Origin of the sequence: Amycolatopsis sp. ATCC 39116 (assembly GCF_000231075.2) — a bacterium.
GTDB lineage: Bacteria > Actinomycetota > Actinomycetes > Mycobacteriales > Pseudonocardiaceae > Amycolatopsis_E > Amycolatopsis_E tucumanensis.
On sequence record NZ_AFWY03000057.1, the window covers coordinates 13,430 to 25,790 of the forward strand.

The window sequence follows — 12,361 nt, forward strand, 5'->3', positions numbered from 1 at the left end:
GGTGCCCCGGTCCTCGGCCATCGTCTCTCCCGTCACTGCTTCTCCGACTCCCCAAGTGAGGCCAACGCGGCGAAGATCGCCTCGGCCGTGCGCTTCCCCACGCCAGGCACCTGCGCGATCTCGTCCACCCCTGCTTCCTTCAGCCGCTTCACCGAGCCGAAGTGCTTGATCAGCGCGGCCCGCCGCGCCTGCCCCAGCCCCGGCACACCGTCCAAAGCGGACACCTGAACGCGCTTGGCACGCTTCTGCCGGTGGTAGGCGATCGCGAACCGGTGCGCCTCGTCCCGCACCCGCTGCAGCAGGTACAGGGCCTCGGAGGTGCGCGGCAGGATCACCGGGTCGGGGTCGCCGGGCAGCCACACCTCCTCCAGCCGCTTCGCCAGGCCGACCACGGCGATGTCGGTGATGCCCATCTCCGCCAGCACGTCCGCCGCCGCCGTCGCCTGCGGGCCTGCGCCGTCGACCACGAGCAGGTTCGGCGGGTACGCGAACTTGCGCGGCCGCCCGGTCTCCGGGTCGATGCCCGGCTTCTCGCCCGCCAGGCCCTCCTGGGTTTCGGTCTGGTAGCGAGCGAACCGCCGCCGCACGACCTCGGCAATGGAGGCGACATCCCCCTCGGTGGCGGCCTCCCGCAGCGCGAACCGGCGGTACTCCGACTTGCGCGCCACGCCGTCCTCGAACACCACCAGCGACGCCACCACGTCGGTGCCCTGCGTGTGGCTGATGTCGACACACTCGATGCGCAGCGGCGCGCTGTCCAGGCCGAGGTGCTCCTGCAGCTCGGCCAGCGCGGCCGACCGCGCGGTCAGGTCGCCCGCGCGGCGCAGCTTGTGCTGCTGGAACGCCTCCTGCGCGTTGCGCTCCACCGTCTCGGCGAGCGCGCGCTTGTCGCCGCGCTGCGGCACCCGCAGCTGCACCCGCGAGCCGCGCAGCCCGGACAGCCACTCGGTCATCGCCTCGGCGTCCTCGGGCAGCTCCGGCACCAGCACCTCGCGCGGCACCGGCGTGCCCAGGTCGGTGCCCTGCTCGGCCAGCTCGACCTGCTCGCCGTAGAACTGGGTGAGGAACTGCTCGACCAGCTCGGGCACGCCCATCTCGTCGGCCTTGTCGATCACCCAGCCGCGCTGGCCGCGCACCCGGCCGCCGCGCACGTGGAAGACCTGGACCGCGGCCTCCAGCTCGTCGTGGGCGAAGGCGACCAGGTCGGCGTCCGTGCCGTCGCCGAGCACGACGGCCTGCTTCTCCATCGCCCGCCGCAGCGCGCCGATGTCGTCACGCAGGCGGGCGGCCTTCTCGAACTCCAGGTTCTCGGCCGCCTCGGCCATGTCCCGCTCCAGCTTGCGCACCATCGCGTCGGTGCGGCCGGAGAGGAAGTCGCAGAAGTCTTCCACGATGTCCCGGTGCTCCTCGGCGCTGACGCGGCCCACGCACGGGGCGGAGCACTTGTCGATGTAGCCGAGCAGGCACGGGCGGCCGATCTGGCCGTGGCGGCGGAACACGCCGTTGGAGCAGGTGCGCGCCGGGAACACGCGCAGCAGCAGGTCGAGCGTCTCGCGGATCGCCCACGCGTGGGCGTACGGGCCGAAGTACCGGACGCCCTTCTTGCGCGGGCCGCGGTAGACGTGCAGCCGCGGGAACTCCTCGTGCAGGGTCACCGCCAGCACGGGGTAGGACTTGTCGTCGCGGTAGCGGACGTTGAACCGCGGGTCGAACTCCTTGATCCAGTTGTACTCGAGCTGGAGTGCCTCGACCTCGGTGGAGACCACGGTCCACTCGACGCTGGCCGCGGTGGTCACCATCTGCCGGGTGCGCGGGTGCAGCCCGGACAGGTCGGCGAAGTAGGAGTTCAGCCGGCTGCGCAGGCTCTTGGCCTTGCCGACGTAGATGACCCGCTTGGTCGCGTCGCGGAACTTGTAGACGCCGGGCTCTTCCGGGATGCTCCCCGGCGAGGGACGGTAGGTGGACGGGTCAGCCACGCCCTCCAGCCTATGGCTCGGGTGTGACAGTCCGACGCACCCCTCCCGCCGCGTGCGGCCGGGCCGGGCGGGTATGCGATTCTCGGGATCATGCGCATCGCCACCTGGAACGTCAACTCCGTCACCGCGCGGCTGCCGAAGCTGCTGTCCTGGCTCGAGACCGCCCAGCCGGACGTGGTGTGCCTGCAGGAGCTGAAGTGCGCCACGGAGGCGTTCCCGGCCGAGGTGGCCGCGGCGGGCTACGAGGTGGCGGCGTACGGGACCGGCCGGTGGAACGGCGTGGCGATCCTGTCCCGGGTGGGGCTGGGGGACGTGCGGCGCGGGCTGGACGGCGAGCCGACGTTCGACGAGGTCTCCGAGCCGCGCGCGATCGGCGCGACGTGCGGCGGGGTGCGGGTGTGGTCGGTGTACGTGCCCAACGGGCGGGAGGTGGCGCACCCGCACTACGCGTACAAGCTGCAGTGGCTGTCGGCGCTGCGGGCGACGGTCGCGGCCGAGGCGGCGGAGGACCGGCCGTTCGCGGTGCTGGGCGACTTCAACATCGCGCCGACCGACGCCGACGTCTGGGACATCACGTTGTTCGACGGCATGACGCACGTGACGGAGGCGGAGCGGGCGGCGCTGGCGGCGCTGCGCGAGGCGGGCCTGGAGGAGGTCCTGCCGCGCGCCCTGAAGTACGACACGCCCTACACGTACTGGGACTACCGGCAGCTGGCGTTCCCGAAGAACAACGGGATGCGGATCGACCTCGTCTTCGGATCGGCGAAGTTCACGGGCGCGGTGAGCGACGCGTACGTGGACCGGGAGGCGCGCAAGGGCAAGGGCACGTCGGACCACGCGCCGGTGGTGGTGGACCTGACGGTCTGACCCGCCGCGCGGCGCGCGAACGCGGAGTTCACGCTCCTGAACGCAGAACTCGCTGTCCCGAACGTGGGACTCGCCGGCACGCGCGCGAGTCCCACGCTCAGGTGCGTGAGTTCCGCGTTCAGGCGTGCGAGTTCTGCGCTCGGGCGTTCCGGGCTGGGGCGACCGACCGTGGCGGTCAGTCCTGTGCGGCCCAGGCTTCCTTGTGCAGCCGGCGCAGGGTGCGCACCGCCTCGACGGCGCGGTCCCGGTCGACCGCCTGGATCGCCAGCATCGCGTAGTACTCGTCCTCCGGCAGCTCCAGCCGTGCGAACGAGGCGCCGTCGGGGAAGCTCACCGACAGCACCTCCAGCCAGGTGAACCGGCGCCCCACCAGCACGTTGCGCACCTGCACGCCCGAGGCGTCCGCCCGCACCCTGGGCGTCGCGAACAGCATCGTCGCCCCGGCGAGCAGCAGTCCGATGAACACCATGGCGATCTGGTCGGACCGCTGGAAGATCACGCCGGTGTCCGAGCCGCGCAGCAGGATCGCCACGACCACGAACACCGCCAGCAGCACGACCGCCAGCACCGCCGACATCCACGTCGCCCGGTGCGGCCGGAACACCACGGCCTCCGACTTCTCCGCCACGGCTGCGCTCACACGAACTTCCGATCGGTCCACGGCTGCCGCAGCGACCGCAGCACGTGCGCCGCGTCCAGCGCCGCCTGCGTGGCCTCGCGGCCTTTGTCCTCCTTCGACCCGGGCAGCCCGGACCGGTCCAGCGCCTGCTGCTCGGTGTCGCAGGTCAGCACCCCGTTGCCGACCGGCGTGCCCTCGTCCAGCGCGACCCGCGTCAGGCCGGCCGTCACCGCGTCGCACACGTACTCGAAGTGCGGCGTGCCGCCGCGGATGACCACGCCCAGCGCGACCACCGCGTCGTGCGTGCGGGCCAGCGCCTGCGCCACCACCGGCAGCTCCACCGCGCCGGCGACCCGCACCACCGTCGGCTCCTCCGACAGCTTCGCCTCGCGCACGGCCTTCAGCGCGTTCTCCAGCAGGGCGTCGGTGATCTTCGCGTGCCACCGCGTCGCCACGATGCCCAGCCGCAGGTTCTCGCACTCGCTCAGGTCGAGCTCGACGTCCGGCCTGCCCTCACCACTCACTGCGAAGCACCGTTCCCGTTCCGTGCCTCCAGGTCGGCGCCGACCTGGTCGAACTCCTCCAGGTTGGACAGGTCGTGGCCCATCCGGTCCCGCTTCGTGCGCAGGTAACGCAGGTTCTCCGGGTTCGGCGAGATCGGCAGCGGCACCCGGCCGGTGACCTTCAGGCCGTAGCCCTCCAGGCCGATCCGCTTCGCCGGGTTGTTCGTCAGCAGCCGCATCGACCGCACACCCAGGTCGCACAGGATCTGCGCGCCCGTGCCGTAGTCGCGGGCGTCCGCGGGCACCCCGAGCGCCAGGTTCGCGTCCACCGTGTCCGCGCCGAGGTCCTGCAGCTGGTAGGCCTGCAACTTGTGCAGCAGCCCGATGCCACGGCCCTCGTGGCCGCGGATGTAGAGCACGACACCCCGGCCCTCGTCGGCGACGATCCGCAGCGCCGCGTCCAGCTGCGGGCCGCAGTCGCAGCGCAGCGAGCCGAACACGTCGCCGGTGAGGCACTCCGAGTGCACCCGCACCAGGATGTCCTCGCCGTCGCCGATCTCGCCGTACACGAACGCGACGTGCTCGATGCCGTCCAGCAGGCTGTCGTAACCGACCGCGCGGAACACGCCGGCCTCGAGCGGGATGCGCGCCTCGGCGACCCGCTCGACCTGCTTCTCGTGGCGGCGCCGGTAGGCGATCAGGTCGGCGATCGTGATGATCTGCAGGTCGTGGTCGGAGGCGAACACCTCCAGCTCGTCCCGGCGCGCCATGTCCCCCTCGTCCTTCTGGGAGACGATCTCGCACAGCACGCCCGACGGGTGCAGCCCGGCCATGCGGGCCAGGTCGACGGAGGCCTCGGTGTGCCCGGGGCGGCGCAGCACGCCGCCCTCCTTGGCGCGCAGCGGGACCACGTGCCCCGGCCTGCGGAAGTCGCTCGCCTGCGACTTCGGGTCCGCGAGCAGCCGGATCGTGTGCGCCCGGTCGGAGGCGGAGATGCCGGTGGTGATGCCCTCGGCCGCGTCCACCGTGACCGTGTACGCGGTGCCGCGCTGGTCCTGGTTCGTGTGGTACATCGGCGGGAGGTCCAGCCGGTTGCAGTCCTCCTCGGTGAGCGCCACGCAGACGTAGCCCGAGGTGTAGCGCACCATGAAGGCGAGCAGCTCCGGCGTCGCCTTCTCGGCGGCGAAGATCAGGTCGCCCTCGTTCTCGCGGTCCTCGTCGTCGACGACGACCACCGGCCGCCCGGCGGCGATGTCCGCGATCGCCTTCTCGATGCCGGCGACGTCGACCGGCACCCCCGCCCCGCACGGTGTTGCTGCGCTGCTCACGCGTCCTCCTTCGAGCCTGCCCCGGCTCCAGTGTGCTCCGTGCGGCCGGGCAGATGGGGCGTCGCGAGCTTCTCCACGTACTTGGCGAGCACGTCGACCTCGAGGTTCACCGGATCACCCGGCTCGGCACGGCCGAGGGTGGTCAGTTCCAGTGTCGTCGGAATCAGCGCCACGGAGAACTCGTCGTTCGTCACACTCGCCACGGTGAGCGAGATGCCGTCGACCGCGATCGAGCCCTTCTCCACGACGTAGCGGGACAGCCCCTCCGGCAGCGCGAACCGGGTCAGCCCGTCCGGATCGCGGGACAGGAACACCCCGGTGCCGTCGACGTGGCCCTGCATGATGTGCCCGCCGAGCCGGTCCCCGACCGCGGTCGCGCGCTCCAGGTTCACCCGGTCACCGACGGCAATCCGGGCCAGCCGGGACCGCTGCAACGTTTCGTGCACCACGTCGACGGTGAACTCGGCGCCGAACACGTCGACGACGGTCAGGCACACCCCGCTGACGGCGATCGAGTCGCCGTGCTTGGCGTCGGAGGTCACCACGGGCCCGCGCACGGTGAGCCGCGCGGCGTTGGGAACCTGCTCGACGGCGGTGATCTCGCCGAGCTCCTCCACAATCCCGGTGAACACTGGCGCGCCCCTCCTTGTCGGTGTCAGTGTGCCGCGCCTGCGCGGGCGGCACGTTCGCGCAGGGCCGCGACGGCCTTGCCGGGGTCTTCCGCGCCGTAGACGGCGGAGCCGGCGACGAAGCAGTCCACGCCGGCCTCGGCGGCCTGCTCGATCGTGTCGGCATTGATGCCGCCGTCGATCTCCACGACCAGCTTGAGGTGGCCGGTGTCGACGAGGCGGCGCGCGGTGCGGACCTTCTCCAGCACGTCCGGGATGAACGACTGGCCGCCGAAGCCCGGCTCGACCGACATCACCAGCAGCGTGTCGTAGTGCTTGAGGGTCTCGACGTGGTCCTCCAGCGGGGTGCCCGGCTTGATGGACAGCCCGGCCTTGGCGCCCGCGGCACGCAGGTTCTTCGCCAGCATCACCGGGTCGGCGGCGGCCTCGACGTGCACGGTGACGTTGTAGGCGCCGGCCTCGGCGTAACCGATGGCCCAGCGGTCCGGGTCCTCGATCATCAGGTGGCAGTCCAGCGGGATGTCTGTGGCCGTCAGCAGCGACTGCACGACCGGCAGGCCCAGCGTCAGGTTGGGCACGAAGTGGTTGTCCATGACGTCCACGTGGACCCAGTCGGCCCTGGTGTCGCCCGCACCGGCGACAGCGTGGATCTCCTCGCCCAGACGGGCGAAGTCGGCGGACAGGATGCTGGGCGCGATGAGAGGTCGGTGGGCCACGGTTACGGAGTGTAGATCGTGCGTCCGCGCGCCCGTGGCCCCACTCATCCTGTGGACGCGGGCAGCAGGTCCAGGATCTCCGACCAGGGCTTGCCGTACTCCAGCCGCCGCACCCGCACGCCCGCCTCGGCGAGGGTGTCCAGGTGCCGCCGCCAGGCCGGGTGCCGGAACCGGGCGTCCTGCACCTGGTATCCGACGATGATCGTCACGGCCGGATCGCCGAGCACGTCACCCAGGACGGTGAGGGCCTGGTTGTCGGCGATGCCCAGCGCGAGCTTGGCGACCGAGTTGGCCGACGCCGGCGCGAACAGGAAGACCGGCGGGTCCGGGTGCGGGCGCGGCTCGCCGGGCAGCCGCGAGGCGGCGCGGACCGGCAGGTCGGTCAGCGCGGCCAGCGGCTCGAGTTCACCGGCCGCGTCCAGCCAGCGGTGCGCGGTCGGCGTGAGCGTGATCGCGAGCCGGTGGCCGCGGGCGGCGGCGGGCGCGGCCAGCTCGGCGCGGAACCGGGTGTCCAGTCCCCCGCACGAGCTGCCGATCAGGCCGAGGACGGTCACGGCTTGCGCAGCACGGCGCAGAACATCGCGTCCGTGCCGTGCCGGTGCGGCCACAGCTGCACGTACGGCCCGTCGCCGAGCTGGGGCACGCCGGGGAAGAACTCGCGCGCGTCCAGCACCTCGGCCTTGCTGCGGCGGGCGATCTCGCCGACGACGCCCTCGGTCTCGGCCAGGTGCGGCGAGCAGACGACGTAGGCCACCACGCCGCCGGAGCGGGTGAGGTCCAGCGCCGAGGTGAGCAGCTCGCCCTGCAGCCTGGTCAGGTCCGGCACGTCGGAGGGCTTGCGCCGCCACCGCGCCTCGGGGCGGCGGCGCAGCGCGCCCAGGCCGCTGCACGGCGCGTCGACCAGGACGCGGTCGAAGCCGGGTTCCAGGCCGGGGTCGCGGCCGTCGGCGACGTGCACGGTGACCGGCAGGCCCTCGGTCGCCTGCTCGACGAGCTTCGCGCGGTGCGGAGCCTGCTCGACGGCGTCCACGTGCGCGCCCTGGGTCGCGGCGAGCGCGCCGAGCATCCCGGCCTTGCCGCCGGGGCCCGCGCACAGGTCGAGCCAGCGCTCGTCGGCGCCCTCCAGAGGCACCCGGGTGAGCGCGACCGCGCACAGCTGGCTGCCCTCGTCCTGCACCACCGCGAGGCGTTCCCGGATCGGCTCCGAGTCGCCGGGGTCGCCCGCGCCCGGGGGCAGGTGCACGCCGTAGGGCGAGTACGGGGCGACGTCGCCTCCGGTGATGGCGGCCAGCTCGTCGGCGCTGATCTCACCGGGCCGGGCGGCCAGGTGGACGGCGGGCCGGGCGTCGTCGGCCTCCAGCGCCGCCTGCAGGTCGTCGCCCTTGTCGCCGAGCGCCTCGGCGAACGCGCGCGCCACCCACCGCGGGTGGGCGGTGCGCATCGCGAGGTGACCGATCGGGTCCTTGTCGCGGTCCGGGGTCAGCTCCGCCATCCACGCGTCCTCGTCCTTCTCCGAGACGCTGCGCAGGACGGCGTTGACGAACCCGGCGACGTGCGAGCCGGCGTCGGCGCGGGCCAGGTCGACGGTCGAGGTGACCGCGGCGTGCTCCGGGATGCGGGTGCGCAGCAGCTGGTAGGCGCCGAGGCGGAGGCAGTCCAGGACCGGTCCGTCGACCTTGTCCAGCGGGCGGTCCAGGCACGCGGCGAGGATCGCGTCGAGCGTGCCCTGGGCGCGGGAGGCGCCGTAGGCGAGCTCGGTGGCCAGCGCGGCGTCCCGGCCGGACAGCCGGTTGCGGCGCAGCATGTCGGGCAGCACGAGGTTGGCGTAGGCGTCGCGCTGGCGGACGGCGCGCAGCACCTCCAGCGCGACGCGGCGCGCCGGGTCCTCGGCCGGTGGGCGGCGGGGGCCCTGTTTGCGGGGCGCCGGTCGGCCGCGCTGGGGCCGGGCAGGCCTGCGCTCGTTCATGACAGCCGTTCTCCTTGCTCGATGCGGGTGCCGCGGGCCCAATCGGTGGCCGCCATGCGTTTCTTGCCCTGCGCCTGGACCTCGCCCAGCCGCACCGGTTTCGTCGCCGTGCCCGCCAGGACGCGCTTGCGCTCGACGCGCAGCTCGCCGGGCGCCAGCGGGGGCTCGTCGACGATCGTGACCGGGCCGAGCTTGAAGCGTTCGCCGCGGAACTCGGTCCACGCGCCCGGATCCGGCGTGACCGAGCGGATCACGCGGTCGACCGCGGTGGCCGGGTCGGTGAACGTGACGCGCGCGTCCTCGACGCTGACCTTCGGGGCGTAGGTGACGCCGTCGGCGGGCTGGGGCACCGCCTGGACCTCGCCGTCCTCGATGCCGTCCAATGTGGACGCAAGGAGGCGGGCGCCGGAGACCGCGAGGCGGTCCAGGAGCGCGCCCGCGGTGTCGTCGCCGGCGATCTTCTCGGTGACCACGCCGAAGACCGGGCCCGCGTCGAGTTCCTTGACGATGCGGAAGGTGGACGCGCCGGTGATCTCGTCGCCGGCGCGGATGGCGGCCTGCACCGGCGCCGCGCCGCGCCACGCGGGCAGCAGCGAGAAGTGCAGGTTGATCCAGCCGTGCCGCGGGATGTCGAGGGTGCGCTGCGGCAGGAGCGCCCCGTAGGCGACGACGGGGCACGCGTCCGGGGCGAGTTCGGTCAGGCGCCGCAGGAAGTCCGGGTCGCCGGCCTTGGGCGGGGTGAGGACCTCGATGCCGTGTTCGTCGGCGAGGGCGCCGACGGGTGAGCGCAGCAGCTTGCGGCCCCGGCCCGCGGGCGCGTCGGGCCGCGTGACGACGGCGACGACCTCGTGCCGCGGCGAGTCGAGGAGCGCGCGCAGCGACGGCACGGCGGGTTCGGGGGTACCGGCGAAGACGAGGCGCATCAACGCACCTCGGCGACGGGTGTGGAGTGGGTGGGCATCGGAGCCAGTCTAGTGACCGGCCCCGGCGCCCCGCCCGGCCGGATCAGGGCGTCCGGCCCGGCGGGGGCGAGATCCGCGATCAGGGCGCGGGGTGCACCACCTGCGCCGCTCCCCCGCCTCGGCGCACCGGCTCGGCCGCGGCCAGCCACCGGCCGTCCGGGAGGCGCTCCACGCCCGTCGCGGCGCCGATCTCGGCCGGCGTCGACGAGAAGAGCTGGCCCCGTGCCCGCAGGTCGGAGGCCTCCCGCAGCGCGAGGAACGCCGGTTCGACCTGGGCGGGCCCGGAGTTGCGCTGCGAGGCCCGCGGCGCGGCGATCGCCTCCTCCAGCGACAGCCCGCGGTCCAGCCGGCCGAGCAGCACCTGCAGCACCGTCGTGATGATCGACGCGCCACCGGGCGAACCAGTGGCGAGCAGCGGCTTGCCGTGCTCCAGGATGATCGTCGGCGCCATGGACGACCGCGGGCGCTTGCCCGGGCCGGGCAGGTTCGGGTCGGGCACGCCCGGGGTGACCGGGGTGAACGAGAAGTCGGTCAGCTCGTTGTTGAGCAGGAAACCGCGGCCGGGCACCACGATGCCGCTGCCGCCCTCCTGCTCGATCGTCAGCGTGTAGGCGACCACGTTGCCCCACCGGTCGGCGACGGTCAGGTGGGTGGTGTTCTCGCCCTCGTACGGGGTCGGCGCCGCGGTCCCGGCCGCGCACGGCTGCGGGTGGCGCGGGTCCCCGGCGGCGACGGTGCCCTCCGCCGCGCGGGACGGGTCGATCAGGCACGCGCGGCTGTCCGCGAACCGCTGGCTGAGCAGCTCCCGCGCGGGCACGTCGACGAACGCCGGGTCGCCGATCCACCGGTTGCGGTCGGCGAACGCGAGACGGCTGGCCTCCAGGAAGTGGTGCAGGTAGTCGGCCTCGCCGAACCGGGCGACGTCGAAGTTCTCCAGGATGTTCAGCGCCTCGGCCACGGTCAGCCCGCCGGAGGACGGCGCGGGCATGCCGTAGACGTCGAGGCCGCGGTAGCGCGTGCGGGTGGGTTCGCGCTCCACCGTGCGGTAGGCGGCGATGTCGTCGGTGGTCAGCTTGCCGGGCCGGACGTCGAGCCCGGCGGCCGGATCGACCGGCGGCTGCTGCACGGTCGCCGCGATCTCCTCGGCGATCGGGCCGCGGTAGAGCGCGCGCACGCCCTGGCGTGCCAGCGTTTCGTAGGTCGCGGCCAGGTCCGGGTTGGCGAACGTGCTGCCGACCGCGGGCGGCGCGCCCCCGGGCAGGTACAGCTCGCGGGTGCTCGGGAACGCCGAGAAGCGCTGCGCGTTGTTGGCGATCTGCGTGTGGAAGGTCTGGTCCACGGTGAAGCCGTCGCGGGCCAGGCGGGCGGCGGGGCGCAGCACCTGGTTCAGCGACCGGGTGCCCCACTTGCGCAGCGCGTCCTGCCAGGTGGCCGGCGTGCCGGGCACGCCGACGGACAGGCCGCTGGTGACGGCCTCGGCGAACGGGATCGGCTGCCCGTTTTCGACGAAGAGGTTCTCGTCGGCGCTGGCGGGCGCGGTCTCGCGGCCGTCGAGGGTGTGGACCTGGCGGGTGCGGGCGTCGTAGTAGACGAAGAACCCGCCGCCGCCGATGCCGGCGGAGAAGGGGTCGGTGACGCCGAGGGCCGCGGCGGTGGCGACGGCCGCGTCCACCGCGTTGCCGCCTTCGGCCAGCACCCTGGTGCCGATCGCGGTGGCGTCGGCGTCGATGCTGGCGACCGCGCCGCCGAACCCGGTGGCGACCGGCTGTTTCGGTGGGGCCTCTTCGGCGTACGCGACGCCGGGGGCGAGCAGGACCGCACTGACGAGAACCGCGAAAGCACGCAGAGTCCGCATTTTCCGCAGTCTGCCCGGTTCCGCGCCCGCGCTCAACCGGAGCAGGGCAGGATGATCATCGTGTCCAGGATCAGCGCCGGCGAAGCGATCGGTTCCCTCATCGCGATCGTGTTCGGCCTCGTGTTCGTGCTCGTCAACAGCGGCGGGCTCGCCGCGCCGTGGCCGCTGGTGCTCCGGATCGCCGCCGCGGTGGTGGCGGTGGCGTTGTTCGCGCTGCTGGCGCGCCGCGGGAAGCCGGTGGGTGGCGCGGGCACGACGTTCTTCGGCCGGCGCCGGTTCTGGCTGATCGTCGCGGCCGAGGTGGTGGCGCTGTTCGGCGGGTTGTTGGTGATCAACGGCGTGCTCGGGCACGGCGAAGCGGGTGTCGCGTGGATCGCCGTGGTGGTCGGGGTGCACTTCGTCGCGATGGGGCGGGCGTTCCGGCTCGCCCGGTTCGTGACGCTGGGCGGGGCCATGACGGTGCTCGGGGTGGCCGGGTTCGTGCTCGCCGCCATGAGCGCGAGCGCGGCGGTGATCGGCCTGGTGGCGGGTGTGCTGTCCGGCTTCGCGTTGTTCGCCGCGGCCGGTCACGCGCTCGCCCCTAGATGAGTAATTCCGATCTCGGTCAGTGGTCGTAGGGGATCAGGGATCGGGTGGTGGGGTTGGCTGGGGGCGCGGTTGTGCCGGATGGCGGCGGTGAGCGCGAGGAGGCGTTGTGCGATGCGGGCGGCGACTCCTTCGATGGTGCGACCGCCGTGCAGCTCGAGGTCGAGTTGGCCTTGAGGGTGGCGGACCGGTTTGAGCAGGTGCTGGGCCGGGTGCGGGGTGCGGTTGCGGTAGGACGGTCGCCGCAGTCGCACTCCGCGGTCGGTCAGGTAGGTGTCCAGTTCTTGGGAGACGTAGCCTTGTCGGCCAGGATGAGCAGTCCTGGCCGGTCGTGCAGCAGGGCGCGGTCGGCGTC

General features: G+C 73.2%; 12 protein-coding genes. 2 read left to right on the plus strand and 10 right to left on the minus strand.

Annotated features, from left to right (window positions below; all coding sequences use genetic code 11):
• Positions 1-32: 32 nt before the first annotated feature.
• Positions 33-1,976, minus strand: coding sequence for an excinuclease ABC subunit UvrC (uvrC, locus tag AMY39116_RS0335435; protein WP_020422335.1), 1,944 nt, complete (start codon positions 1,974-1,976; stop codon positions 33-35).
• Positions 1,977-2,066: 90 nt separating this feature from the next.
• Here uvrC and AMY39116_RS0335440 point away from each other — a divergent pair, with 90 nt between their 5' ends.
• Positions 2,067-2,843, plus strand: a complete 777-nt coding sequence (locus AMY39116_RS0335440; protein WP_020422336.1) for an exodeoxyribonuclease III — start codon at positions 2,067-2,069, stop codon at positions 2,841-2,843.
• A gap of 175 nt (positions 2,844-3,018) precedes the next feature.
• Here the strand turns inward: AMY39116_RS0335440 and AMY39116_RS0335445 are convergent, their stop codons facing one another.
• The 9 genes from AMY39116_RS0335445 to ggt all read right to left on the minus strand — a co-directional run bounded on the left by AMY39116_RS0335445 (position 3,019) and on the right by ggt (position 11,421).
• Positions 3,019-3,483 carry a PH domain-containing protein gene (locus AMY39116_RS0335445; RefSeq protein WP_020422337.1) on the minus strand — a complete coding sequence of 155 codons (465 nt, stop codon included), beginning with the start codon at positions 3,481-3,483 and terminating at the stop codon, positions 3,019-3,021.
• A complete protein-coding gene (gene ribH / locus AMY39116_RS0335450) occupies positions 3,480-3,986 on the minus strand; it encodes a 6,7-dimethyl-8-ribityllumazine synthase (RefSeq protein ID WP_020422338.1) in 507 nt (168 codons plus the stop codon). The genes AMY39116_RS0335445 and ribH overlap by 4 nt, the downstream gene beginning before the upstream one ends.
• A complete protein-coding gene (locus AMY39116_RS0335455) occupies positions 3,983-5,260 on the minus strand; it encodes a bifunctional 3,4-dihydroxy-2-butanone-4-phosphate synthase/GTP cyclohydrolase II (protein ID WP_020422339.1) in 1,278 nt (425 codons plus the stop codon). Before AMY39116_RS0335455 ends, ribH begins: the two co-directional genes overlap by 4 nt.
• 29 nt (positions 5,261-5,289) lie before the next feature.
• Positions 5,290-5,925 carry a riboflavin synthase gene (locus AMY39116_RS0335460; protein ID WP_020422340.1) on the minus strand — a complete coding sequence of 212 codons (636 nt, stop codon included), beginning with the start codon at positions 5,923-5,925 and terminating at the stop codon, positions 5,290-5,292.
• A gap of 23 nt (positions 5,926-5,948) precedes the next feature.
• On the minus strand, positions 5,949-6,638 hold the full coding sequence (gene rpe / locus AMY39116_RS0335465) for a ribulose-phosphate 3-epimerase (protein ID WP_020422341.1): 690 nt from the start codon (positions 6,636-6,638) through the stop codon (positions 5,949-5,951).
• A gap of 44 nt (positions 6,639-6,682) precedes the next feature.
• Positions 6,683-7,192 carry a flavoprotein gene (locus AMY39116_RS0335470; protein ID WP_020422342.1) on the minus strand — a complete coding sequence of 170 codons (510 nt, stop codon included), beginning with the start codon at positions 7,190-7,192 and terminating at the stop codon, positions 6,683-6,685.
• The gene (locus tag AMY39116_RS0335475) at positions 7,189-8,604 is read right to left on the minus strand and encodes an RsmB/NOP family class I SAM-dependent RNA methyltransferase (protein WP_027936502.1); all 1,416 of its coding nucleotides are present in this window, start codon (positions 8,602-8,604) and stop codon (positions 7,189-7,191) included. Before AMY39116_RS0335475 ends, AMY39116_RS0335470 begins: the two co-directional genes overlap by 4 nt.
• Positions 8,601-9,527, minus strand: a complete 927-nt coding sequence (gene fmt, locus AMY39116_RS0335480; RefSeq protein ID WP_020422344.1) for a methionyl-tRNA formyltransferase — start codon at positions 9,525-9,527, stop codon at positions 8,601-8,603. Before fmt ends, AMY39116_RS0335475 begins: the two co-directional genes overlap by 4 nt.
• Positions 9,528-9,645: 118 nt before the next feature.
• Complete coding sequence (gene ggt / locus AMY39116_RS0335485; RefSeq protein ID WP_020422345.1) at positions 9,646-11,421, minus strand: gamma-glutamyltransferase; 1,776 nt, start codon at positions 11,419-11,421, stop codon at positions 9,646-9,648.
• Between the two features lie 51 nt (positions 11,422-11,472).
• Here ggt and AMY39116_RS0335490 point away from each other — a divergent pair, with 51 nt between their 5' ends.
• Positions 11,473-12,009, plus strand: coding sequence for a hypothetical protein (locus AMY39116_RS0335490; protein WP_020422346.1), 537 nt, complete (start codon positions 11,473-11,475; stop codon positions 12,007-12,009).
• Positions 12,010-12,361: the final 352 nt, after the last annotated feature.

Excerpts from the sequence above, each read along its gene's own strand:
- AMY39116_RS0335475 (WP_027936502.1), bottom strand. The coding sequence starts at position 8,604 with ATGAACGAGCGCAGGCCTGCCCGGCCCCAGCGCGGCCGACCGGCGCCC.
- AMY39116_RS0335490 (WP_020422346.1), top strand. The coding sequence starts at position 11,473 with ATGATCATCGTGTCCAGGATCAGCGCCGGCGAAGCGATCGGTTCCCTC.
- ggt (WP_020422345.1), bottom strand. The coding sequence starts at position 11,421 with ATGCGGACTCTGCGTGCTTTCGCGGTTCTCGTCAGTGCGGTCCTGCTC.
- fmt (WP_020422344.1), bottom strand. The coding sequence starts at position 9,527 with ATGCGCCTCGTCTTCGCCGGTACCCCCGAACCCGCCGTGCCGTCGCTG.
- AMY39116_RS0335440 (WP_020422336.1), top strand. The coding sequence starts at position 2,067 with ATGCGCATCGCCACCTGGAACGTCAACTCCGTCACCGCGCGGCTGCCG.